This window comes from Spirosoma fluminis (assembly GCF_054778895.1).
This window is the reverse complement of sequence record NZ_BAAGZD010000013.1, coordinates 23,625-47,205: the sequence shown is the minus strand read 5'-3', so window position 1 is coordinate 47,205 and position 23,581 is coordinate 23,625. Positions and strand designations below refer to the sequence as shown.

Genomic DNA, 23,581 nt, shown 5'->3' with positions numbered 1-23,581 from the left:
TCTACGTGTTGGTTAAGCGAACTTACTGCATGATGTTGCCGAGTGCGTTATCGTACAGTGCTTTCGCGTCGGCCGTGGTGAGCACGAGGTCTTCGTCGATCACGAAGTTAGCATCGGTAACAGTACCCAGGCGGGTGAAGACGTTGTAGCCTTCATCGAGGTAGCTTTCTACCAGGTGCAGCTTATCCGGCGATACCGAAATCACGACGCGGCTCTGGCCTTCGCCGAACAGGAACGCATCCCGCCGGTAGCGATCGTTCGTGTCGATCATAAAGCCTTTGTCCCCCGCCATGGCCGACTCCGCCAGGGCTACAAACAAACCGCCGTCTGATACGTCGTGGGCCGATTCGATCCAGCCGTTACGTATCATGGTCTTGATGCCTTCCTGAACGCGCCATTCGGTATCGAACTCAAAATACGGCGCGGGTGCCGCTTTGATGCCCTTGTACGAATACAGGTACTCCGACGAAGCAATGTCGTCTGTGGATGGCCCGATCAGATAAATCCAGTCGCCCGTGTTCTTAAAATTGAGCGTCATGCGGTGGGTGGGGTCTTCCATCAGGCCCAGCATCCCGATCGTTGGCGTCGGGAAAACCGGCCCGTCGTCAGAGCTTTGGTTGTAAAAGCTGACGTTACCACCCGTTACCGGCGTACTGAACCGCTGACACGCTTCGCCCATGCCCTGCACAGCCTCCACAAACTGCCAGTACACTTCCGGTACGTAGGGATTACCGAAGTTCAGGTTATTGGTAACGGCCAGCGGCTCGCCCCCTGAGCACACGATGTTGCGGGCGGCTTCGGCCACGGCAATCATAGCGCCCTGACGCGGATTCGCGTTTACGTAACGGCTGTTGCAGTCGACGGTGATTACAATGGATTTGTCGGTAGCGGGCAGACCGGGCGCTTTGACACGTACCACAGCCGCATCGGATGGCGCGTTGGTGCTGCGGTTGGCGGTGCCGACCATCGAGTCGTATTGTTCATAGACCCACCGACGCGAACAGATGTTCGGGTGCGTGAGCAGGTGTTCGGCGACTTTTTTGATCTCGTCTTTCTCCAGATCTTCGACGTCCGACGAGTCGAACTTGGCGTATTCCTGAATGTAAGCGGGTTCGCGGTATTCGCGGTGGTACTGCGGAGCGCCACCACCCAGCACAAGGTCATGGGCTGGTACGTCGGCCACCAGTTCACCGTAGCGGTAAAAATGCAGACGACCCACGCCGTTTTCGGGAGCAGCCGTTACTTCACCGATCTGCGCGCAGTTCAGATCCCACTTGTCGAAAATACGCTGGATAACATCTTCTTTGCCTTTCTCGATCACGACCAGCATCCGCTCCTGCGATTCCGACAGGAGAATCTCGAAGGGGGCCATGTTGGGCTGACGGGTCGGTACTTTATCGAGGTCGATGATCATGCCGTGCTCGCCCTTGGCGCTCATCTCCGACGTAGAGCAGATGATGCCGGCCGCGCCCATGTCCTGAATACCGATTACGTAGCCGGTAGCGATAATTTCGAGCGTAGCTTCGAGCAGGAGTTTTTCCATGAACGGGTCGCCGACCTGCACGGCAGGCAGCTTATCGGTCGAAGCGGCCGTGATATCTTCCGACGCGAACGTAGCGCCGTGGATACCGTCTTTGCCCGTTGCCGATCCGACAATAAACACCGGATTACCCACGCCGTAGCTGGTAGCCTTGGCGACCTGGCCTACCTCAACGATACCGGCCGAGAAGGCGTTAACGAGCGGGTTCGTATTGTAGCACTCATCGAAATATAGCTCTCCCCCCACGGTCGGAATACCAAAGGCATTGCCGTAATCGCCGATACCTTTGACAACACCCCGTAACAACCGCTTGGTTTTCGCCAGATTCAGGTCGCCGAAACGTAACGAGTTAAGCTGGGCGATAGGCCGGGCACCCATCGTAAAAATATCGCGGTTGATCCCGCCAACGCCCGTAGCGGCCCCCTGGTAGGGTTCCAGCGCCGACGGGTGATTGTGCGATTCGATTTTAAAGGAACAGGCCAGCCCATCGCCAATGTCGACCAGCCCGGCGTTTTCTTCCCCGGCCTTGGCCAGCATCCGATCCGAGTCACGGGGCAGCGTTTTCAGCCAGACAATCGAGTTTTTATACGAGCAGTGCTCCGACCACATCACCGAGAAGATACTCAGCTCGGTAAAGTTGGGCTGACGGCCCAGGATAGTAACAATACGGTCGAATTCGTCGGGGAGCAGGCCCAGTTTACGGGCGGTTTCGAGCGTGGGAAGAGATTCAGTAGCGTCCATGCTTAGCTTAGCGAAAGAGCGAAAGAGTGAATGAGCGAAAGAGTGAAAGCACTGGCTTTCTAGTGAATGAGTAACAGGCGATTAACTTCGCTCGTTCACCGCTCCGGCGGCCCGGTCATTCACTCTTTCACTCTTTAAATATCGCAAAACTACGGCTTTTGAGCGAAAATGGCGGGTTGGGGGTTGACAAATCTTAAAACGCTCGTATATTTGCACCCAGAAAGAGAGATGGCAGAGTGGTCGATTGCGTCGGTCTTGAAAACCGAAGACTGTAACAGGTCCGGGGGTTCGAATCCCTCTCTCTCTGCAAGACCTCCAAATTTTTCGGAATTTGGAGGTCTTTTTGCGTTGTAGTTTTACCTAGACCTGTTACATAAGTACTCAACGCAATTGTTTAGAACATCCTATAGTGACGTTTTTTGTCAGGCTGACGAACCATTTCAGTGTCTACCCGCTGACCTGCTTATTAATCCGTTACGTCCTGTTTATTACGTATCGTTCTATCGCGAATGAGTCGCCAATGGTTTGTTGGAAAAATAGCGGTGTACCAGTATCGAAATGGGCAGTCCGATGGCTACGATGAGAATACCCATGCTAATCGCTACGCGGCTCAGCGTGAACGGCCGGGTAGCGGCCTGGCTCATCGGTACGATAATTAAATTCATCACCACCCAAACGAACATCCCGTACAATACGCCCATCAGGATTGGGTCGATCCGTAAGCGCGGCAGCTTCTGATAGATCAGCACGAAAAAAGCCGCGAAGCTGAGCGCAATGCCGTAGTGGAACAGCAGTCCCCAGCCCGCCATGAGTAGTCCGCCGGTAAACGCGTCGCTGCCAAAGAAGCCACTCGCCACAAATTGCAGCAGCGTCACTACGCTCTTCCCGCCCGACAGGAGATACTGGATGCTGGCGGCCGTAATGTCGAGCGTACCGGCTATCAATCCCGCCCGCAGCATGATCGGCAGGGCGCTGTGTGTTTTTACGTCAAGATATGGGCTGGACTTTGTCATGGGAATAGGAAGGGTTGTTTATTACGTATTACGTTACCTTGGTTTGTGGGGACACAAACCGTCTGTCTGGATAGTTTTGGCCTTGCTGACGCATTTGTGGTTTGTGAGGTACACAAACCACGGAGATAGTACGTATTAAACGTTGAGGCTTAGCCCTTGAGTGACGGGGGCTAAGCCTCAGCAATCACCGATTACAAGCCATTGCGTTTTGCTAGTCAGTACATAAAAGGCAACAACTCCTATTCCCTAATACTGTTGAATGCTGATTCTCAAGCCAGTTTCTACGTAACGCCGTTAGTTCGACCAGGCCGGAACACCCCCGACCACTTTTAGCGATTGCCCGTTGGCCCCGATACCGATTCGGTGCAGTTTAGTCCCATCATAATAAAATAGGTCGCCCGTTTTCAGGCTGCCAATGGCGTCGGGCAGCAATTGCCCATTTAACGCCAGATTAGTCAGGCTGTACATGTTGGTGATATTGATCCCGGTATTGCCGCTGATGACGTTGCTGAACACCCGGCTGTCGGGCAGGTTGATGCCCAGCGCCGTGGCCTTTCCCGAAAAGAAACTGTTCCCCATTATGGTCGATCCCTGCAAGCCGCAGCCCGCGCCGGTGATGGGTGCCGTAGCGAAGCCCGACTTTGGCGAGGTCGACACCGAATTGCCGACAATGGTCCAGCCATACGCCACAGCGCCCCCAAACAGGTTGATGAACGTACCGTTTACGTTGGTGAGCGTATTGCTGACGACCGATACGGTTCTGGTCAGCGTCGGTAGCCGGATGAAGTCCGGTACGTTGTTGACGGTATTTCCCGTTATGCTCACCGCGTCGATGTCGGCCGCGTTCAGGCCATCGATACAAATCCCATTCGGTACGTTGAAACTGCCGTCGTCGTTGGTGTAGAATACGTTATTCGAGATGGTCAGCCCCCGCACGTTCACCAGCCTTATGGCTGCATTTGCTACGCGGTAGAACGTCATGCCGGTGATGCGGGCGTTGGTGACTCTGCCCTTGGCCGAACCCAGCCGAATTACATCGAACGGAGCCACGTCGGCTTTACAGTCCGTAAACTGAATATCGTCGCCCTGTGGAATATCGACGCCCAAATTTTCGGGCGATTTAAACCAGACATTGCGGAAATACAGGCTGTTGCTCGACAGGCCCGCCCGCACTTTGATCTGCGCTACGTTGGGGTTACGACTGCGAGAGCCCGACTTCAGGGCGATGTTTTCGAAAATGGTGGAGTTGCTCAGGCCATCTACATCGGGCTCCAGCATGAAAATATTGGCACCGGGGCGGCTCTGCACAAAGGTCGTTGACGCATACGTACCACCACCCTGCCCAATAATCCGGATAGACCCCGGTATTTTGATGTTGGCGACGCGGAACGTACCGACCGGGCAAATCAAGGTTCCGGGATTGCCGCTATACGTCGGCAACTCACCACTCGTGGGTCGGGCGGCCGAGCATACGTAACGGATGGCCCGTTGCACAGCCGCACTGTCGTTGGCCGAATTGTCGCCCTTGGCACCCCACCAGATCAGGTTAGCCGGTCCGTCGAACTTTCGTTTGTAGCGCCGTTTCGAGCCGTCGACCAACGTAACGGCTCCATCGTCGGGCGAAGACGAATCCAGCGAATCATGGGCAAAAATACCGCCTTTGTCGCGGTCGATGAGGTAAAACGCTTTAGGGGCCGCCCCCTTAAAGGCACGAATCGACGACAGCGAAGCATGAACGGTTCGGTTGGCCAGAGCCGCAGCGGTCGCGCGCTGGGCATTGTCAGCCTTTTGAGACGCGGTAGCCGGTTTAGGCTTAGCCGCCACGCCTTTTCGGATGTTGGTATCGAGCTGCGCAGCCAGAACCAACTGCCGGTTCGAATAAAATTTTCCAGTAGACGCAGGAGACAAACTGGCCTTACCAACACTCCCAAACGCATTAACCGGTCGGCCCATTGCCGCTACCGAACCCAGTACACTCAAAATGACAAACAGATAACGCATAGCTTAAACAATAACGAGCGTGTTTACACTTTACCAACGGTACGTTGCCCTGCCGGATTTAGCCGTGCCCGACTAGTAAACGAGTTCAATCTGCGTTTTGTCGTATAATGTCAGCCAGTCTTTCCGCAGAATGGCATAAAGATACTCGTCTTCAAACGCCCCGTGGTCGTTCAGTCCCGATTCGCGCATGACCCCTTCCAGCATAAAACCAGCTGTTTTCTCAATCGACCGTTTCGAAGCCAGGTTCGAGACGAAACAGCCCGTTTCTACCCGGTTTAACTCCAGTAGCTCGAAGGCCAGATAAAACAGGTGCGGTTTGCTGCGCGGGGCCACTCCCCTTCCCCGCATGTGCCTAAGCGTATCAGCCCCCGTTGATCCTTTCCGTGCCTGCCAACAATCAACAGGCTCAAGCTCGCAAGTTCGTCGTTAAGCGTTGTATAGAATCCGTAATTCGTTCGTTTCCCGTCCACGTAACGCGGCAGGTAGTTTTCAGCGATCTCCACCAGCAGTTCATCCGAATCAGGATAGCCCTGAAACAGCGCATATACATCCGCTACGTTATCTTGATTGATCAGATGCAGCGTAATCGAATCGGAATACAACGCTTTAAACATGGGTCATCCTGGTCGAGTCTTCCGATATCATTTCTTAAAGAATAGGTTTCCAATGATCGTTGTCTCAGATTTAACTTCCAAAAACGGTTTCTGAAACTATTCTCCTGAAATTGTCATGTTTTATTGATTCGTAATTGACCTGCCACGTGTAGTTATAAACCTCATCAGAAAAATAGTGACTTTATTTCCGGAAAAAGGCCAGGTATATTATCCAGACATCGACCATTAAATAAACATTTTCGCGCCAAAAACGGAGTTCGTCAAACCGTTAATCAGTTCAGTATACATTGAACAATACCTAAGCCAGTATGGAGCTGTTTCGGGTTCATAAAAAGAGTTTAGGATTTGGCTTTCAGAATGGGCTATGTACGAGTTAAGTCGTGGCAGCGTAGTAATGAAACATGCAAAACATAGAATCCGGATCGGATTTTTAATCGAGCAGCGGTTTTATCAATTGCCTGGTGCTGGTAGTCGTTTTCGCCAGTTCTTATTTCGGTATTCAGTACGTCTTATAAACGCTGTAATCTTCGTAAACAAGTATCGGGCCGATGGCAAACCGGTAAGCAAATTCAGGTTCGTTGGGCGAATAGGCTTGTGTTACCAAAAAAATATTTTTTAAACGAAGCAAGTGGGCAGTTCTGCACCGATTTAACCCAAACTTTTCGTACCTGCTTCAATTCCGCCCGGCTACAAATCAGGGTTCTGGCGTGTGGCAATCCACTTAACCTCTCGCTTATAGCCATTTATTACAACTAAATCCAGCCATTATTTAATTATTGTCAGAATCACGCAATTGAGCAGGCTAGCGTTCAAGTCGCTCACCCTAACGCCCATACCTTCATACTATGTTTTTACACGGGCCATCTAATCTACTACTTAGTTACCCATAAGCGACTGTGTAACAAAACATAGATCTAAATAGCACATTATATAGTTTTTTGGTAAATTATAGCTTAACCTGTATAGCCACATTTGCTTATTTTATTAATTTACATAACCTTACGTAGACTATCCCCATCTTTGATAGCGTATTCTATCAAATTAAGTTACATACAGATGTTCGATATGACCCTACTCTAGATGGACGCACAGACTTGGCACTTTAATTGCCCGAAACTACTCAACATAAATGCTCTCAAACAGCCTATGACTAACCCAACAACGGTGAAAACATACGCCGAACTAACTGAAACACAACTTATTGAACTCCACTGCCTGGCGCATGCGACAAGTGATACCTGGGAATTTGACGTTAGCTTGAGGGATGAAGGCATCCATGTCTACTCCGGTCACCTGGAAACGGTATTCCGTACCGAAACCGGTAATATTGTGAGTTTATGTGGCGGAGAGATTACCATGGTCCGTAACCTATGGGCCATTGTGAGCCGTTGCCAGGAATGGGGTTTAGAATACAAATGAGGAAGTAACCGGGCCGTCTGCCGGAAAATTTACAGTGTTCCTGCTTCGTCTGGTAGTGAGGACACCATAGAGTAGCTTTCCACCCTGTTCTAACGTCTCCTTTACCGACATCTTTCGAAAAACCCCTTCACCGAACTGCGGGCTTCCACCCAGTTTTTCGGTGAAGGGGTTTTTCATTTGTTTATATACGGTTACTAATTGCGCTTCTCTATTTTGTTTTTTAGATAAAACCGTTTTGATAAAAAACGGAATAGAAAATCAAATTGCCGACTATTTACAATGAATTCTAAAACTTTTTTTCAGTAATTAGATTTAACTAGATATTGAACTTCGTTATTGTTTGAAATCTTGGAATCTGTATGTTTGTACCAAAATTTACTTTATAAAACATGAAGGCGACAGCAATCCGGTTCTTTTCTCTCGAAGAAAACAGCGAACCTAAAAGCAAAAAAACGTCTAATCCATCGCCCGTTACGGGCTATATTTCGGGTGGCGGCAAACTCGTTTTTCCGCAAAAGTCAATTGCGCAGTTAGACATCGACCCCGACAATACCCGTTTCAGAATTGGGATTCAGGAAGGCAAACGTAAAATCAAAACCTTGTATCTGGTACCAACAAACGATGAGCAATCTGAGTCGTTTGAACTGGTAAAAGCCGCTAAAAGTTACACGATCTCTTTGTCATTAATCCTGAAGAATAACGGCCTTGATTATGCAAATACAAAGTATACGTTTACGATAAAGCCGTTTGACTATAATGCCGGCGTAACTGCTTTTGAACTTCAGCTTAGCGATGACGCGCCTAAAAGCGAGTATACCGGTAAACCCCGGGGACGTAAACCCAAGAATCAGGAAGCTGGATCTTAAGTAATCATCAGGAAGTGGATAAATTCGTTCTGAAACCGGAACGGATCCAGTTATTTTTAAGGTACTTTGTTCAGAAAGCCTTATTCAACTGCGGTTGGCAAGGCTTTTTTTATTAGTTTTCTAGTTCATTGACAACTGACCGCCCAAGCGTGAACCTTCCCGCCGATCATATTCGCCTGCTGTTTGGCCTTAAACTTCGTCAGCTACGTATCGACAAAGGCTTGTCGGTCAGCGAGCTGGCTCAGCAATCGGGCTTGTCTGTATCGTACGTAACGGAGATAGAAAAAGGGCGTAAATACCCGAAAGCCGATAAGATTTCCGCCCTGGCCAATGCCATGCAGGTCGATTACGACACGCTGGTATCGCTTCGGCTAAGCAAAAAACTAGAACCAATCTCTGACCTGCTGCGGTCTAAATTTCTGACGGAGGTTCCCCTCGAACTCTTTGGCATCGACCCGTCCGATCTCCTTGAATTACTCGCCGAGGCTCCGGCTAAGGTAAGTGCCATGATCCGCACGTTCATGGATATTGCCCTCAGCTACAACATGAGCGTTGAGCGGCTATACCTGACTATGCTGCGGTCGTATCAGGAAATGCACGACAATCATTTTCCCGACATTGAAGCAGACGCCGACCGGTTTCTGGCCGACTATTCGTCCCAGGGCGAATCGGTTAGCGAAGCGCTGCTGATGAACCTGCTGAAAACCCGTTATGCCGTCAGTATCGACTACTTCGACCCGCTCACTCAGCCCGAACTGGTGTCGCTGCGGTCGGTGTTTCGGCCGGAACAGCGTAAGCTGCATCTCAACGCCGGTCTGTCGACCGAACAGCGGTTGTTTATTCTGGCGAGGGAAGTTGGGTTTCAGTTTATGAATTTGAAAAATCGGCCTTATACGTACTCGTGGGTTGAAGCGGACTCGTTTGAGCAGATTCTCAATAATTACAAAGCGTCTTATTTTGCCGGTGCCATCCTGATCCGGCGCGACGCGCTGGTGGCCCGACTCAGCGACCTGTTCGCCCGCGACACCTGGAGCAACGATGCCTTTCTGCAACTGATTACCGACTTCGGCGCTACGCCCGAACGTTTTTTCTATCGGCTTAGCAACGTATTACCGAGCTCGTTCGGCATCGATCAGCTGTTTTTTTACCGCTTTAATCACACGACCGGGCAGACAACGTTTCAGCTCACCAAAGAGATGCATTTGTCGCGGCAACAGGGCCCGAAAGGTATGGTCGACGAGCACTACTGCCGCCGATGGATAGCCCTGACGATTCTACAGGAATTATCGTTTTTGCAGCTTAACAAAGGTCTTGATGGAACGCTCTGCCGGGCTCAGTTGTCAGACTATGCCGATTCGGGCCACCAGTACCTGATCGTCTCGGTGGCGCATCCGTTTCAGGCACGGTCGGGCGAACCGGTTACGCAGCAGAACATGAGTGTTTCGATGTGCTTTGCCGTGAACGACAATCTCAAAAGTAAGATGAAGTTTCTGAGTATGCCCGCGAACGATATTCCGTACCGCCTGGTCAATGAAGCCTGTGAGCGATGCGGGATTTTCGACTGCCGCGAACGCGTTGCCGCCCCAATCGTACTTCAGAAAAAGCGCCAGTTCAGCAGCATGAAGCAGGCGATGGAAAAACTGAATTAATCATTGAGGCACTAAGCCATGGGTTATGTAGTTAATGTAAACAGAGGACAAACATTGCGCCAAACCACTGATAGCGAGAGAAATACACCTGCTTTTTCATCCTCCCGACGCTAACCAGTCGCCCTGCTAACTCTCATCAAAAATTAACCCGGCTAACTCCTGTTCAGGTAGTTAGCCGGGTTATGTATAGAACGGGTTTACGCTAGGGTTATCCCTTAACCGTTACGCGTTCTGCTTCATCCGGATGATGTTCAGAGCGGCACCGGCTTTGAACCATTCGATCTGCCCTTCGTTGTAGGTGTGATTTACCAGGAACTCTTCCGTCGTGCCATCGGCATGGTGCAGCACAATTTCCAGCGGACGGCCCGGTGCGAACTCCGTTAAGCCCTCGATGTCAATTACGTCGTCTTCCTGAACCTTGTCGTAATCGGCAGGATTAGCGAACGTTAGGGCCAGCATACCTTGCTTTTTGAGGTTCGTTTCGTGAATCCGCGCGAATGAACGTACCAGAATAGCCCGAACGCCTAAGAAACGGGGTTCCATGGCCGCGTGCTCCCGCGATGAACCTTCCCCGTAGTTTTCGTCACCAACCACAACTGAACCAATGCCAGCGGCTTTGTAGGCCCGTTGTACAGCCGGTACTTCGCCGTACTCACCCGTCAGTTGGTTCTTCACGCTGTTGGTTTTCTCGTTGAAGTAGTTCACCGCACCAATCAGCATGTTGTTTGAGATGTTGTCGAGGTGACCGCGGTATTTCAACCACGGACCCGCCATCGAAATATGATCCGTCGTACACTTTCCTTTGGCTTTAATCAACAACTTCAGGCCGGTCAGGTCAGTGCCCTCCCAGGCTGAGAATGGAGCCAGCAGCTGTAAACGATCCGACGTTGGGCTAACGATTACCTCTACGCCCGAACCATCTTCGGCGGGTGCCTGATAGCCTGCGTCCTCAACGGCGTACCCTTTGATTGGCTGCTCGATGCCTTGCGGCTCGTCGAGTTTCACCTGCTCCCCATTTTCGTTGGTCAGCGTATCGGTCATTGGGTTAAACGTCAGGTCACCGGCAATGGCAAAGGCCGTTACGATCTCGGGCGAAGCTACGAACGCGTGCGTGCTGGCGTTACCATCGTTCCGTTTCGCAAAGTTCCGGTTAAACGATGTAATGATCGAATTCTTACGGGTTGGGTCGTCCATATGCCGCGCCCACTGACCGATGCAGGGACCGCAGGCATTGGCCAGTACGACGCCACCCATGTTTTCGAAAGTTTGCAGCAGTCCATCGCGCTCAGCCGTAAACCGCACCAGCTCCGAACCAGGCGTTACGGTGAACTCCGAACGAACTTTCAGATTTTTGGTTACGGCCTGCTCAGCTATTGATGCCGACCGGGTCAGATCTTCGTAGCTGGAGTTGGTGCAGGAGCCGATCAAACCGACTTCGAGCCGCTCGGGCCAGTTGTTTTCTTTAACGGCTTTGGCGAAGTTTGACAGCGGCCACGCCAGATCGGGCGTGAACGGACCGTTGATGTGCGGTTCCAGCTCCGACAGGTTGATTTCAATTAACTGATCGTAATACGTAGCGGGGTCAGCGTAGACTTCGTCGTCAGAACGCAGGTTCGCCTTAACCGCTTCAGCCGCTTCGGCGATGTCAGCCCGACTGGTGCTGTTCAGGTAAGCAGCCATCCGATCGTCATAAGCAAACACCGAAGTTGTAGCACCGATCTCAGCACCCATGTTACAGATGGTTGCTTTACCGGTTGCCGACAGACTTTCTGCACCTTCGCCGAAGTATTCAACGATGCAGCCGGTCCCGCCTTTTACGGTCAGGATACCCGCCACGCGCAGAATAACATCTTTCGCCGACGCCCAGCCACTCAGCTTACCAGTTAGCTTAACGCCAATGAGTTTCGGCATTTTCAGTTCCCAGGCCAGACCCGCCATGACGTCGCAGGCATCGGCCCCACCGACGCCAATGGCGATCATACCCAGACCACCCGCGTTCGGCGTGTGTGAGTCGGTACCGATCATCATTCCACCCGGAAAGGCATAGTTTTCAAGTACTACCTGGTGGATGATACCCGCTCCGGGCTTCCAGAAGCCAATGCCGTATTTATTGGAAATCGAGGACAGGAAATCATATACCTCCCGGTTCTTGTTCTTGGCAACGTCCAGATCCTGCTCAGCGCCGACTTCGGCCTGGATCAGGTGATCGCAGTGAACCGTTGATGGAACGGCCACCTGTGGCCGACCTGCCTGCATGAACTGCAACAAGGCCATTTGCGCGGTGGCATCCTGCATGGCCACGCGGTCAGGAGCGAAATCGACGTACGCTTTGCCCCGCTCAAACGATTGAGTAGGAACTCCGGCGAACAGGTGACTGTATAAAATTTTCTCCGACAGGGTCAGCGGTCTGCCCACTGCCTTCCGGGCTGCTTCGACGCGTTCGCCGAGGTTGGCGTACACACGCTGAATCATGTCCAAATCAAAAGCCATAGCTGATAGGGAATAACGGGTTACTGAACGAATACTCTATAGAACTAACCAACAAACTCGTAAAATGAATTCCGGTTGGTGGGCCAAAATTAGGAGATTCTCATCCGTTTTGGAAATATTGTTCGTATCGGAGTGGATTCGTGATTCAATAATGCGTTTGCCTGGGACGTAGTAAGCCTTTTTTCTGTTTTAAATAAGATTAGTCAACAAATACATAGACAAACTACTTAGTCATTCAATCGTTAATGATTCATACTGCGTATGTAATAAATACATACCATTAAATCGACACATAAATTTTAAAATGTATGAACACGAAAAGCCTGCTTTCGGCAACTGTTGTCATGTTAAGTTTTGCGTTCTCCGCTTGCAATACAACAGACAACGATAATCCGATCATTGCATCCCCAACGACACAGTTCACGGCTACACTGAACGGTCAGCAGGAAAAACCAACATCCACGACCTCAACGGCAACGGGTACATTCGCAGGTAATCTGAACGAATCTACCCGCGTTATGAGCTATACAGTGACGTATACTGGCTTGACCCCCACCATGGGACACTTGCACAGAATCACTAAATCGGATGGCACAGGTGGCGTAGATGTTCCATTTACAGGTACACTCACTTCTCCCTATTCGAACACAGTTTTGTTGGCTCAAAGCAAAATTGACAGTATGAAGAATGGATTTTATTACGCGAATCTCCATACGACGGCCTATCCAGCCGGTGAAATTCGCGGAGATATCAAGAAGCAATAACCTGCGTACAGCTTATCAGATCGAAAAGGCCCTGCCATCACGACAGGGCCTTTTTCGTGGGTAACAGCCATAAATTCACTCCGGCTACGCGTACGTTCAGGCTGGGCATTCACTCAATTATAGGACTATCCCCGGGTATTTGGCAATTTGTATAACACCACAATCCGCTCGAGCTGCGCGAAACAATCTGAGGTCAGTAAGTCAAGGCAGCGTTCCCGTTTACGGCAAGAGTCCTAGCCAACGTTGGCTAGGGCTCTTGCTTTTTAGGCGATGGGGGTGTGAGTAGATTTCGATTCATAACCACCTTGGCTTGTTAGTTAACCAGCTTTCACAACCTGATCATTAAGTTACCTCTATGGAAGTCCGCTACGCTGTTGGCCCCGATGCCTTACGTCAATTTACGACCGCCGAGCTTCGACAACATTTTCTGATCGAATCACTTTTTCAGCCAGACAGCATCCAGCTCTGTTATAGCCACTTTGATCGCGTCATTATTGGCGGTGTGCAACCGGCGAAGGAGTCTGTCAACCTGCCAACGTATCCGGAACTGCGGAGTGATTACTTTCTGGAACGGCGGGAACTGGGTGTTATCAACGTAGGGGGCGCAGGCACGATTGAAGTTGACGGTCAGCATTTCGAATTGAACAGACTGGATTGTTTGTATGTGGGCCGGGGTCGTCAAGACGTAACGTTTAGTAGTCAATCGGGAGATTCACCCGCTCAGTTCTATCTGCTTTCCGCCCCCGCCCATAAGGAATATCTAACCCAGAAAGCCGCACAGGCTGACGTATTTTCTGCGCCGATGGGTGCGGCTGAGACCGCAAACGAGCGCGTCATTTACCGGTACATTCATCGCGACGGCCTACAGAGCTGTCAGCTGGTGATGGGCCTGACCATGCTGAAAGCGGGAAGCGTCTGGAATACCATGCCCGCTCACGTTCACGACCGCCGGATGGAAGCTTACTTTTATTTCGATCTTGACCCGGCCCAGCGTCTAGTGCATCTGATGGGTCAGCCGACCGAAACGCGTCATGTGTTTGTGGCTAATCAACAGGCCGTTATTTCGCCCCCCTGGTCGATTCACTCGGGTTGTGGCACTGCCAACTACTCGTTCATCTGGGGTATGGCCGGCGAAAACCTGGATTATGCGGATATGGATATGACCGCTATTGCTGACCTTCGTTGATTATTCGGGCCTAGCGTCGGAATAGCTCACCGACAAGATTTACTCAGGCCGCTTTTCGCCGACTCCGGCGCCATCGGGAAACGAGCCAGACTACGCCGGCTATGACTAACCCAAGCGGCAACAAGTAAAACACGCCTACCAATACGTTGCCCAGTAGCCGAAAGCCGTCGGCGAGGTTGTTGCCAATTTGGGTGTAAAACGGTTCTTCGGGTCGCAAAGCCGCTTTCGACTCCTGATAGTACGTTAAATTGATGGTACTGAGGGCTACATCTTCTTTGAGTTGACGAAGCTCGGCTTCCTGCACTTCCCGTTCCTCCCGAAGCTGGCCCAGTTGCTCCTCTATCTTCAGTACGTCCTCAACGGAACGGGCTTTCCTGAGCAGTTGCAGATACGTTTCCTCAACGGCTTTTTTGCTCTTGATGCGCGCTTCCACATCGACGTAACGGCGCGTGACATCTTCGGCCGTAATGGTTTTGACATCGGTATAAATGGATTCTTTCAGGACAAGGTTCAGGAAGGCATCAAGACTTCTGGCGGGTACCCGAATGGTCAACGCATTCTCAATGGCGTTGTCGGACTTCGTCTCGTTTGAATTGGCAATCTGTCCACCCACCTGCTGCACGGCCTGTTCAATCGCCCGGCCCGATTGGGCGAAGTCACTCACGCGGATACGAAGCTGGGCATTCCGAACAATCTTCCGATTGGCGGTAGCTCGGGGCTGCGTCTGTGGACTGGCGGGTTCATCAGATTCTTCCTGGGGAGCCTCCTGTTCGGGAGCGGGCGATTTCATCAAAGCCATCTCCGGCTTGGCCGAATCAGCCGGGTCGGACCCCGACTGGCAGGCCACCATGGCGAGCAAAACAGCGATGCAGGCAAATTTATTCATACCCAGTAGATGCTGAACAGACCAATAATCCACACAACCTATAAAGTTTTTCGGAGTTCTGAAAACATCGACACTAAACGCTCATTTATAGGGATTTTAAGGCTGTTCTCCGAACGTTGCGCCCACACAAGTTGTTACTATCCTATAACTCCTCCTCTCCTTTCATTTCGTTACGTGTCCCCTGATTAGTTGCAGAAGTCAGGGCTTTTGCGTCTATATTTGACGCGAAACGTGCGGAGCATGGTAGCGGAGGGATCATCAACCTGAACACCGATTATGTCGAAAAACTTAGTCATTGTGGAGTCACCGGCGAAGGCGAAAACCATCGAAGGGTACCTTGGAAAAGACTTCACGGTGAAGTCCAGTTTCGGACACGTCCGGGACCTGCCTAAAGATGGATTAGCGGTAGATGTGACAAATGGCTTTCAACCCTCCTACGAAATATCGCCCGACAAAAAGAAGCTGGTCAGCGAGTTGAAGTCGCTGGCGAAGTCAGCCGATGAGGTATGGCTCGCCACGGACGATGACCGCGAGGGCGAAGCGATTTCGTGGCATTTGAAAGAAGCCCTGGGGTTGCGGGACAATACCAAGCGGATCGTTTTCCGGGAGATCACCAAGAACGCCATCCAGAACGCCATTAAATCACCCCGCACCATTGACGTCGATCTGGTAAATGCGCAGCAGGCCCGGCGTGTACTCGATCGGCTGGTCGGCTACGAATTGTCGCCGGTACTGTGGCGTAAGATTAAGGGCGGTAGCCAGGGATTATCGGCTGGCCGTGTGCAATCGGTTGCGCTTCGGCTCGTGGTCGAACGGGAGCGGGAAATCGACAAGCACCAGTCGAAATCATCGTTTAAGGTAACGGCCCAGTTCATCGTGGACGGCAGTAAAGTGCTGAATGCGGAGCTACCGAAAAACTTTGCGACCTCCGCCGAAGCCCGGGCGTTTCTGGAAGCCTGCATTGGTGCTACGTTCACCATCAAGAACTTAGAAACCAAACCCGCCAAAAAATCACCGGCTCCGCCGTTTACGACCTCTACCCTACAACAGGAATCCTCGCGTAAGCTGGGGTATTCGGTGGACCGCACCATGCGGATTGCCCAGAACCTGTACGAAGCCGGTAAGATTTCGTACATGCGAACGGACTCAACGAACCTCTCGCAGGAGGCCATTGAGAAAGCCAAGGCGGAAATCGAGACGGAATTTGGTCCGAAATACGTCCAGACCCGGCAGTTCAAAACCAAAAACGAGTCGGCGCAGGAAGCGCACGAAGCCATCCGACCCACGAACTTCAACGACCGGAACGCGGGGGGCGATCGGGACCAGAAACGGTTGTATGAACTGATCTGGAAACGGGCCATTGCCTCGCAGATGGCCGATGCGCAGCTCGAACGCACCACCGTAACGATCAGCATCCGGTTTGCGAATGGTACGCAGCTTAACACCGTAGCGATGGTCGACGACAGTCCGTTCGCCGATACGCCCAAAGCAGAACCGCAGAAACTGCCAACCGAGTTTGTTGCGCAGGGTGAAGTGATCAAGTTTGACGGGTTCCTACGGGTTTACCTCGAATCGAAAGATGACGAGGACGATGAAGACGCGAAAGGCATGCTGCCTCCGCTGACCATTGGACAGACGCTCAACCTCGGCCAGATGAAAGCGACCGAGAAGTTCACCCGTCCGCAGCCTCGTTACGCGGAAGCTTCGCTGGTGAAGAAACTCGAAGAAATGGGCATCGGCCGTCCATCGACTTATGCACCAACCATTTCGACGATCATCAACCGCGGCTACGTAGTCAAGCAGGATAAACCCGGCCAGGAACGGAAATACACGGAATTCACCCTGCAACGTGACCAGATCAGTGAAACGAGCGGTAAAGAAACGTTCGGCTCCGAGAAGGCAAAGCTGTTTCCAACCAACACGGGAATCGTGGTCAGTGACTTCCTGGTCGAATACTTCCCCGACATCGTAGATTATAAGTTCACGGCGACGGTCGAGAAAGACTTCGATGAAATTGCCAGCGGACGGCGCAACTGGCAGAAAATGCTGGAAGGCTTTTATGGCGATTTCCATAAGAACATTGAGGATATACAAGGCTCATCGGGCGTGTCGTTCAAAACCGGCGAGCGCGTGCTGGGCGCCGACCCGGTTAGCGGTAAACCCGTTTCGGCCCGTTTGGGTAAATACGGGGCTTACGTTCAGATCGGCGAAGCCAGCGACGAAGAAAAACCCCGGTATGCCAACCTCCGCGACGGGCAGTTGATCGAAACGATTTCGCTGCAGGATGCGCTCAGCCTGTTCACGCTGCCGCGCGAAGTCGGCTTCTTTGAGGAGAAACCCATGACCATCGGCATCGGCAAATTCGGGCCGTACGTGAAGCACGACGACAAATACGTATCGCTGACCCGCGAAGATGATCCGTACACGATCGATGCCGAACGCGCCGTTCAGCTCATTCAGCAGAAGCGGGCGGAATCCGTCAGCGAATCGCTGGGCGAGTTTGAAGGCAAGCTGGTCACCACGGGCAAGGGCCGTTTTGGACCCTACGTGAAGTTCGAGGATAAATACATCTCGATTCCACGTAACGAGTCGCTGACGGGCTTAACCCTCGACCGCGCCATTGAACTGATCGAAGCTAAACGGCAGGCCGAAGCCAACAAGTATATCAAAGAGTTTCCGGATAATCCGGCCGTGAAAGTGGTCAACGGGCAATATGGGCCTTATCTGGCAGTTGGCAAACGTAACGTCAGGATTCCTAAAGATGTTGACCCCGCTACGTTGACGCTGGAGGATTGTCTGCGGCTGGCGGGCGACGACCCCGCGGCAGCAAGCTCAGGCAAATCGGCCGCAACCGGTAAGGCGGCCAAAGCTGCTCCCAAGAAGGCCACAGCAACCAAGGCATCGACGGCGAAAGCGCCCGCCAAAGCCACAGCAGCAACGAAAAAACCGGCCACCTCAAAAAAGAAATAACGTAGTTCTTCTGTCATCCATCAACCGTTCAGTGAGCGACTTCTTTAGTCGTTTTGCTGAACGGTTTTTTATTGGTTTCATTTGGCAAATCGTCGCTAATTTGCCGATTCAACCTCACGCATCTGGTTTACTGCATGAAATACCTGTTATTGCTATTACTTCCTTTCACCGTAGCTGCTCAAACTGACAATCAATACAACCTGATTCCGTTTCCCGCCCGGTTTGCCGGGCAAAGCGGCCAATTCACGCTTGCTGCGGCCACTCGTATCGTAGTAAGTCCGGCCAACGACGCTGCGGCCCGGTCAGTCGGGCAAACATTTGCCAGCCAGCTTAAAGCCAACAATAAGTTATCGCTGTCCGTAGCGCCAACCAGTCCGGCGTTAGCGAAAGGAGCGCATATTTTCCTGACGGTCAACAAAAAGCTAAACCTCGGCAACGAAGGCTATAAACTTACCGTTACGCCTACCCGCGTCCTGGCCGAAGCGGCAACGCCGAAAGGCCTTTTCTACGCGACACAGACCATACGGCAACTGCTGCCCGCTGGACAATCAGCAACACCTGCCATGCCTGCCTGTCAGATTACCGACAAACCCCGCTATACGTACCGGGGCCTGCACCTTGATGTGTCGCGTCACTTCATGCCCGTGGCTTTCGTCAAGAAATACATCGACCTGATGGCCATGCACAAGCAAAACACCTTTCACTGGCATTTAACCGACAACTAGGGCTGGCGGATTGAAATCAAGAAGTACCCGAAGCTAACCCAGGTCGGCAGTCGACGTAGTGAATCGCTCGTCGGTCAGTATATGGAAAACTACCCGCAGCAGTTCGACGGGAAACCGCACGGTGGTTTCTACACACAGGCCGAAATACGGGACGTTGTGCGGTACGCTCAAGCACGATTCGTGACGATTGTGCCGGAGATTGAAATGCCCGGTCACGCGCTGGCCGCTCTGGCAGCATATCCGGAGTTAAGCTGCGATCCCTCCAAAACGTATCAGGTTGCGACGAAGTGGGGCGTTTTCGACGACGTCTTTTGCCCCTCCGAAAAGACATTTGGGTTTCTACAGGATGTATTGACCGAAGTGATGGCCTTATTCCCCGGCAAATATATTCACGTGGGCGGTGACGAATGCCCGAAAACGGCCTGGAAACAAAGCGCGTTCTGCCAGGATCTGATGAAGAAAAACGGCTTGAAAGACGAGCATGAGCTGCAAAGCTATTTCATTCGGCGCATCGAGAAATTTGTCAATAGTAAAGGTCGAGCCATTATCGGCTGGGACGAGATCCTGGAAGGCGGCTTAGCCCCGAATGCCACAGTGATGAGCTGGCGCGGAACTGAGGGCGGCATTGCCGCAGCGAAGCAGAAACACACGGTTATTATGACGCCGGGCGCTACGTGTTACCTCGATTTCTACCAGGGCAATCCCGCCACCGAACCACTGGCGATTGGTGGCTACCTGCCACTCGATAAGGTCTATAGCTATGAACCAACCCCGGCCGAGCTGACACCCGAAGAACAGCAGTACATCCTGGGTGTGCAGGGGAACGTCTGGACAGAGTATATGCCGACATCTGAACACGTTGAGTACATGGTTTGGCCCCGTGCGCTGGCGTTGGCCGAAATTGGCTGGATGCCTGCTGGTCCGCGCAATTTCGAGGATTTCGCCCAGCGCCTGAAAAATCACCTGCCTAAACTCGACGGCATGTCGGTTAATTACGCCAAACGCTTATTCGACATCTCGGCCACCACGCAGGCGAATGAACAGGGGCAGCTGCAGGTAAAATTAAGCAAGCTGGACAGCGACAGCCGTATTTTTTACACGCTCAACGGAAAAGAGCCTACCGAACGGAGTGCGGAGTATATCGGCCCTATTACGCTCACCAAAACCACGACCCTGCGCGCCATGACCCCAACGGGCGGTCGACTCACGCAGACGTTTACGCTCCACAAAGCCAAGAACAAATCGTACACCTACGCCCCTGTCGTCAACAAATCCGACGCGCAAAGCGCCAAACTGACCGACGGTGTCCGGGGCGAAACACCCCGCGACCGACGCCAGTGGGTTAACTTTTTCGGTACGGACATGGACGTAACGGTGGACTTAGGCGACGTAACGAGCGTCACGAAAGTATCGCTGAACTTCCTGAAGGTGATCCTGGAAAATAACTTCCCACCCAGCTCGGTGGAGATTGCCCTGTCGCGCGATGGTCAGGACTTTAAAGAAGCTATTGCCCAGCCGGTTACGTATGAATTGCCCGGTCCGTGGGCTATTCTTCCGGTTGTCGCCGACTTCAAAACGGCGCGGGCCCGTTACGTTCGGGTGCGGGCCAAAAATGCCGGGCCCGCTCCGGCCGGTCACCCAAACGCAGGCGCAAAAACCTGGTTCGCCACCGACGAAATTGTGGTCGAATAGTTATAGATTGGAGGAGAACAGAAAGTAATAGGAGGAAAGGGAAGAGGGGGACTAGTGGGAGGAAAAGGATTATTTAAAAAACCCCCTCCCCTCATTCCTCCCCCTCTTCCCCTAATTCCCTCTCTTCCCTTTCCTCCCCCTTACCCCCTTCTACCTTATGAAAAAAATTATCGTTTTATCGGGTGCGGGCATCAGTGCAGAAAGTGGCATTCCGACCTTTCGGGCGTCGGATGGCCTGTGGGAAAATCACCGCATTGAAGACGTAGCGACGCCGGAGGCCTGGTATCGAAACCCGGACCTGGTGCAGGACTTTTACAATCAGCGCCGGAAACAGGCGCTCAGCGTTCAGCCCAATGCCGGTCACCTCGCCCTGGTCCGGCTGGAAGCGAAATACGACGTAACGGTGATCACGCAAAACGTCGACAACCTCCACGAGAAAGCGGGTTCCTCCAAGGTCGTTCACTTACACGGTGAGCTGTTCAAGTCACGGAGTACAGTAGACGCTGACCTGGTTTACGACATTCAAGGCTGGGAGTTGAAGAAAGGCGACCTCTGCGAAAAAGGGGCACAGCTTCGCCCCCATATTGTTTGGTTTGGCGAAGCGGTACCAATGATGGACGTTGCGCAGAAGATTACCGAACTGGCGGACGTATTGATCGTTGTGGGTACGTCGCTAAATGTATATCCAGCCGCTGGATTGGTGTATTCGGTTCGGCCGGGAACGCCAATCTACGTAGTAGACCCAAACATTCCGGATATGCACCGGCGCTCGAACACGACGTTCATTGCCGAACCCGCTACCGTTGGCCTCACCCGCCTGGCCGATCAGTTGTTAGCCGAAGCTGCTGTATGAACAGCCTTACAAGGGTTTGCCTTTTTCCATGCGTTTAAGGGTTTCCAGGTAACTGTTCACGTCATCGCCCGCTTTCTGCGCCAGGGCAATGGCTTTGTTCTGAAGCTGTACGGCTTGTTCTCGGTCACCGGTTCGGTACAACAGGCAAGCGCAGACCCCCGTTCCTCGTGGCGTTTCGGCCAGCTGCCCAACCGCCTGCATCCAGGTCAGCATCGTTTTCAGCCGGGCTTCGTCTTTAAGTTCATGGTAAAAATACCAGCCTAAATCGCACAACTGAGCGTAGCTATCCCGGAATTGATCCGGAGTCTTCTCTTTTGCCTCCGACGTTAGTTTCGGGAGCAGATAAGAGCGGGCGTAGGTCTCGGCCTGCTCCGCAAATTGCTGCCACTGTTTCATCGACTGATAATACCGCATTCGATAGTTGGTGGCCATAACGGCACCCTGTTCGGCCCCTTCTATCGTTTCGATCCGCCCAGCCAGGCGACTCAGCCGTTCTTTACTCCGTTCGGCCGTAGCTTCGGCCAGTTCGTCGTCGTACAACGTAATTAACCGGTTCGGTACGCGCGGGTCCTGCCGGTTCGCCAGCAGCACATCCACTGCTTTACCATCAAGCGAATTAATGCTTTCCAGCACGAGTTTCAACGTAACGGGCGTCTTCAGCGAATCGGTGGGCAACGTTTTCAGATAGTCTTCCAGGTAAGCGGTGTTGTCCTGACCGTACCGTCGACGGATCTTCAGAAAGCTCCGCATCACATCGGGATGACGATTACCGGCCTTGATCGCTTTCTCGTATTCAGCCAGGATCGTCCCCGGTCCACTGCGACGGAACGCATCATGGCCTTCTTCCAGAAACGAGCCTGTTTCTTTAAAGCCAATGAACGAGTGAACAAGCTGGGCGTCGTCATTGATAAACAAACCCGTTGGATAGGCCCGCACGCCATAACTGGCGGCTAACGTAACGCCTTCTCCTTTTTCGGCGTCAACTTTATAGTTGATGAAATAGCCGTTGAATACCTTTCCTGCTTTCCGATCGGGAAAGACCTGCTGGGCCATCATGCGGCAGGGTCCGCACCAGGTTGTGTAAATATCGACGTAGATCAGTTTGTTTTCGGCTTTGGCTAAAGCCAGTGCATCCTCCCATTTCCCCTCAAAAAACTTGATTCCCTGCGCCCAGACCGGGGTAGAGAACAATGAAATAAGCAGGACACCGGCTGAACGGAGGCAATAGCGTGAAAAAGAAGACATAGTCAATAGCGCTTAGGATAGAAGATGAACGATTTCGTTCAAATTTATTAAACAACTGAATTGCTTCATTCAAATTAAACCGGGGAGTTCGTAAGCGGGTTATGGGAACAGGCAGCGCACGGTATGACAGCAAACTCTCTTTTAAACCAGGATTTCGCGAACAAAACGCTGGAAGCTCACGAGCGACTAAATCAGCACTATGGGGTTCAGGCTATTTACGGCCGGGCCGATCCTATGCATGAATTAATCGGCACGATTCTCTCCCACCGCACAACCCACGCCAACGAAGTAACCGCCTATCGGACCATGCGCGAACGCTTTCCTACCTGGGAGCAGGTGCGGGATGCAACCCTGCCCGATCTGATCGACGCCATCCGGACGGCGAATTACCCGGAGGTTAAAGCGCCTTACATCCAGAACTTGCTGGCTCATCTGTTTCGGGAAACCGGCGCGGCCAACATTGATTTTTTGCGTGATCTGTCGACGGAAGATGCCATGAAATGGCTGACCGATTTACCCGGCATCGGGCTAAAGACGGCGACCTTACTGCTGCTCTTTAATTTTCAGAAGCCCGTATTACCCGTCGATACGCACGTTCATCGGGTGACTCAACGCATAGGTGTCATTGGCCCGAAAGTAAGCGCCGAGAAAGCCCATGCGATATTATTGGCTTTTCTGCCGCAGGAAGCTCCTGTTCTGTTCAACTTTCACAAGCATTTTTATTGGCACGGGCAACGCATCTGTACCTGGTACTCGCCCAAGTGCCGGGAGTGTGTGCTGCGGGATATGTGCGATTTTTACCAGTCCGGGGGAACCGCTACGTTAAGCAGTACCCCTAAAAAGAAAATCCCCAACCAATCAACCTGATCAGGCTGGGTATTTCTAGCAATTACGTTTCTGCCTATGCAGGCATCCGACAACGTATCA

17 protein-coding genes, 1 tRNA gene and 1 pseudogene are annotated in these 23,581 nt (G+C 52.1%); 11 read left to right on the top strand and 8 right to left on the bottom strand.

The annotated features are described in order from the left end of the window. Window positions 1–22: 22 nt before the first annotated feature. Window positions 23–2,281, bottom strand: coding sequence for a phosphoribosylformylglycinamidine synthase subunit PurL (gene purL / locus ACYVBJ_RS16040; protein ID WP_460983321.1), 2,259 nt, complete (start codon window positions 2,279–2,281; stop codon window positions 23–25). Window positions 2,282–2,503: 222 nt separating this feature from the next. Here purL and ACYVBJ_RS16035 point away from each other — a divergent pair. Continuing rightward, window positions 2,504–2,588: transfer RNA gene (locus ACYVBJ_RS16035), tRNA-Ser, on the top strand. Between the two features lie 193 nt (window positions 2,589–2,781). Here ACYVBJ_RS16035 and ACYVBJ_RS16030 read toward each other — a convergent pair. The 4 genes from ACYVBJ_RS16030 to ACYVBJ_RS16015 all read right to left on the bottom strand — a co-directional run bounded on the left by ACYVBJ_RS16030 (window position 2,782) and on the right by ACYVBJ_RS16015 (window position 5,909). Next, window positions 2,782–3,294 (bottom strand): DUF1440 domain-containing protein, encoded by a 513-nt coding sequence (locus ACYVBJ_RS16030; protein ID WP_460983320.1) that lies wholly within the window; start codon window positions 3,292–3,294, stop codon window positions 2,782–2,784. Between the two features lie 294 nt (window positions 3,295–3,588). Then, on the bottom strand, window positions 3,589–5,295 hold the full coding sequence (locus ACYVBJ_RS16025) for a hypothetical protein (RefSeq protein ID WP_460983319.1): 1,707 nt from the start codon (window positions 5,293–5,295) through the stop codon (window positions 3,589–3,591). Between the two features lie 72 nt (window positions 5,296–5,367). Then, window positions 5,368–5,499, bottom strand: coding sequence for a hypothetical protein (locus tag ACYVBJ_RS16020; RefSeq protein ID WP_460983318.1), 132 nt, complete (start codon window positions 5,497–5,499; stop codon window positions 5,368–5,370). A gap of 71 nt (window positions 5,500–5,570) precedes the next feature. Next, on the bottom strand, window positions 5,571–5,909 hold the full coding sequence (locus ACYVBJ_RS16015; RefSeq protein WP_460983317.1) for a hypothetical protein: 339 nt from the start codon (window positions 5,907–5,909) through the stop codon (window positions 5,571–5,573). Window positions 5,910–7,055: 1,146 nt separating this feature from the next. On the opposite strand from ACYVBJ_RS16015, the gene ACYVBJ_RS16010 reads away from it, so the two are divergent. The 3 genes from ACYVBJ_RS16010 to ACYVBJ_RS16000 all read left to right on the top strand — a co-directional run bounded on the left by ACYVBJ_RS16010 (window position 7,056) and on the right by ACYVBJ_RS16000 (window position 9,843). Beyond that, window positions 7,056–7,328, top strand: a complete 273-nt coding sequence (locus ACYVBJ_RS16010; protein WP_460983316.1) for a hypothetical protein — start codon at window positions 7,056–7,058, stop codon at window positions 7,326–7,328. Window positions 7,329–7,717: 389 nt separating this feature from the next. After that, window positions 7,718–8,194, top strand: a complete 477-nt coding sequence (locus ACYVBJ_RS16005) for a hypothetical protein (protein ID WP_460983315.1) — start codon at window positions 7,718–7,720, stop codon at window positions 8,192–8,194. 149 nt (window positions 8,195–8,343) lie between these two features. Further along, the gene (locus ACYVBJ_RS16000; RefSeq protein WP_460983314.1) at window positions 8,344–9,843 is read left to right on the top strand and encodes a helix-turn-helix domain-containing protein; all 1,500 of its coding nucleotides are present in this window, start codon (window positions 8,344–8,346) and stop codon (window positions 9,841–9,843) included. A gap of 222 nt (window positions 9,844–10,065) precedes the next feature. Here ACYVBJ_RS16000 and ACYVBJ_RS15995 read toward each other — a convergent pair whose 3' ends face one another. Next, window positions 10,066–12,333, bottom strand: coding sequence for an aconitate hydratase (locus tag ACYVBJ_RS15995; RefSeq protein ID WP_460983313.1), 2,268 nt, complete (start codon window positions 12,331–12,333; stop codon window positions 10,066–10,068). 308 nt (window positions 12,334–12,641) lie between these two features. On the opposite strand from ACYVBJ_RS15995, the gene ACYVBJ_RS15990 reads away from it, so the two are divergent. After that, a complete protein-coding gene (locus tag ACYVBJ_RS15990) occupies window positions 12,642–13,097 on the top strand; it encodes a CHRD domain-containing protein (RefSeq protein WP_460983312.1) in 456 nt (151 codons plus the stop codon). A 355-nt stretch (window positions 13,098–13,452) separates the two neighbouring features. Continuing rightward, window positions 13,453–14,283, top strand: a complete 831-nt coding sequence (gene kduI, locus ACYVBJ_RS15985; protein WP_460983311.1) for a 5-dehydro-4-deoxy-D-glucuronate isomerase — start codon at window positions 13,453–13,455, stop codon at window positions 14,281–14,283. A 43-nt stretch (window positions 14,284–14,326) separates the two neighbouring features. Here the strand turns inward: kduI and ACYVBJ_RS15980 are convergent, their stop codons facing one another. Further along, complete coding sequence (locus ACYVBJ_RS15980; protein WP_460983310.1) at window positions 14,327–15,169, bottom strand: DUF4349 domain-containing protein; 843 nt, start codon at window positions 15,167–15,169, stop codon at window positions 14,327–14,329. Window positions 15,170–15,445: 276 nt separating this feature from the next. Between ACYVBJ_RS15980 and topA the strand changes: the two genes are divergently transcribed. The 4 genes and pseudogenes from topA to ACYVBJ_RS15960 all read left to right on the top strand — a co-directional run bounded on the left by topA (window position 15,446) and on the right by ACYVBJ_RS15960 (window position 21,409). Further along, complete coding sequence (topA, locus tag ACYVBJ_RS15975) at window positions 15,446–18,139, top strand: type I DNA topoisomerase (protein WP_460983309.1); 2,694 nt, start codon at window positions 15,446–15,448, stop codon at window positions 18,137–18,139. A gap of 134 nt (window positions 18,140–18,273) precedes the next feature. Next, window positions 18,274–19,767, top strand: a pseudogene (locus tag ACYVBJ_RS15970) (beta-N-acetylhexosaminidase); the annotation flags it as partial. A 6-nt stretch (window positions 19,768–19,773) separates the two neighbouring features. After that, window positions 19,774–20,556: a chitobiase/beta-hexosaminidase C-terminal domain-containing protein gene (locus tag ACYVBJ_RS15965; protein ID WP_460983534.1), complete on the top strand. Its 783-nt coding sequence runs from the start codon at window positions 19,774–19,776 to the stop codon at window positions 20,554–20,556. Window positions 20,557–20,713: 157 nt separating this feature from the next. Next, window positions 20,714–21,409: an SIR2 family NAD-dependent protein deacylase gene (locus ACYVBJ_RS15960; protein WP_460983308.1), complete on the top strand. Its 696-nt coding sequence runs from the start codon at window positions 20,714–20,716 to the stop codon at window positions 21,407–21,409. A 6-nt stretch (window positions 21,410–21,415) separates the two neighbouring features. On the opposite strand, the gene ACYVBJ_RS15955 is transcribed toward ACYVBJ_RS15960, so the two are convergent. Next, window positions 21,416–22,654, bottom strand: a complete 1,239-nt coding sequence (locus tag ACYVBJ_RS15955) for a thioredoxin family protein (protein WP_460983307.1) — start codon at window positions 22,652–22,654, stop codon at window positions 21,416–21,418. A gap of 123 nt (window positions 22,655–22,777) precedes the next feature. Here ACYVBJ_RS15955 and ACYVBJ_RS15950 point away from each other — a divergent pair, with 123 nt between their 5' ends. Then, the gene (locus ACYVBJ_RS15950) at window positions 22,778–23,521 is read left to right on the top strand and encodes an endonuclease III domain-containing protein (protein ID WP_460983306.1); all 744 of its coding nucleotides are present in this window, start codon (window positions 22,778–22,780) and stop codon (window positions 23,519–23,521) included. Window positions 23,522–23,581 lie beyond the last annotated feature (60 nt).

Excerpts from the sequence above, each read along its gene's own strand:
- ACYVBJ_RS16005 (WP_460983315.1), top strand. The coding sequence starts at position 7,718 with ATGAAGGCGACAGCAATCCGGTTCTTTTCTCTCGAAGAAAACAGCGAA.
- ACYVBJ_RS16030 (WP_460983320.1), bottom strand. The coding sequence starts at position 3,294 with ATGACAAAGTCCAGCCCATATCTTGACGTAAAAACACACAGCGCCCTG.
- ACYVBJ_RS16010 (WP_460983316.1), top strand. The coding sequence starts at position 7,056 with ATGACTAACCCAACAACGGTGAAAACATACGCCGAACTAACTGAAACA.
- ACYVBJ_RS16020 (WP_460983318.1), bottom strand. The coding sequence starts at position 5,499 with ATGCTGGAAGGGGTCATGCGCGAATCGGGACTGAACGACCACGGGGCG.
- ACYVBJ_RS15990 (WP_460983312.1), top strand. The coding sequence starts at position 12,642 with ATGAACACGAAAAGCCTGCTTTCGGCAACTGTTGTCATGTTAAGTTTT.
- topA (WP_460983309.1), top strand. The coding sequence starts at position 15,446 with ATGTCGAAAAACTTAGTCATTGTGGAGTCACCGGCGAAGGCGAAAACC.
- ACYVBJ_RS15950 (WP_460983306.1), top strand. The coding sequence starts at position 22,778 with ATGACAGCAAACTCTCTTTTAAACCAGGATTTCGCGAACAAAACGCTG.
- kduI (WP_460983311.1), top strand. The coding sequence starts at position 13,453 with ATGGAAGTCCGCTACGCTGTTGGCCCCGATGCCTTACGTCAATTTACG.
- purL (WP_460983321.1), bottom strand. The coding sequence starts at position 2,281 with ATGGACGCTACTGAATCTCTTCCCACGCTCGAAACCGCCCGTAAACTG.
- ACYVBJ_RS15995 (WP_460983313.1), bottom strand. The coding sequence starts at position 12,333 with ATGGCTTTTGATTTGGACATGATTCAGCGTGTGTACGCCAACCTCGGC.
- ACYVBJ_RS15960 (WP_460983308.1), top strand. The coding sequence starts at position 20,714 with ATGAAAAAAATTATCGTTTTATCGGGTGCGGGCATCAGTGCAGAAAGT.
- ACYVBJ_RS16025 (WP_460983319.1), bottom strand. The coding sequence starts at position 5,295 with ATGCGTTATCTGTTTGTCATTTTGAGTGTACTGGGTTCGGTAGCGGCA.
- ACYVBJ_RS15980 (WP_460983310.1), bottom strand. The coding sequence starts at position 15,169 with ATGAATAAATTTGCCTGCATCGCTGTTTTGCTCGCCATGGTGGCCTGC.
- ACYVBJ_RS15955 (WP_460983307.1), bottom strand. The coding sequence starts at position 22,654 with ATGTCTTCTTTTTCACGCTATTGCCTCCGTTCAGCCGGTGTCCTGCTT.
- ACYVBJ_RS15965 (WP_460983534.1), top strand. The coding sequence starts at position 19,774 with ATGCCTGCTGGTCCGCGCAATTTCGAGGATTTCGCCCAGCGCCTGAAA.
- ACYVBJ_RS16015 (WP_460983317.1), bottom strand. The coding sequence starts at position 5,909 with ATGTTTAAAGCGTTGTATTCCGATTCGATTACGCTGCATCTGATCAAT.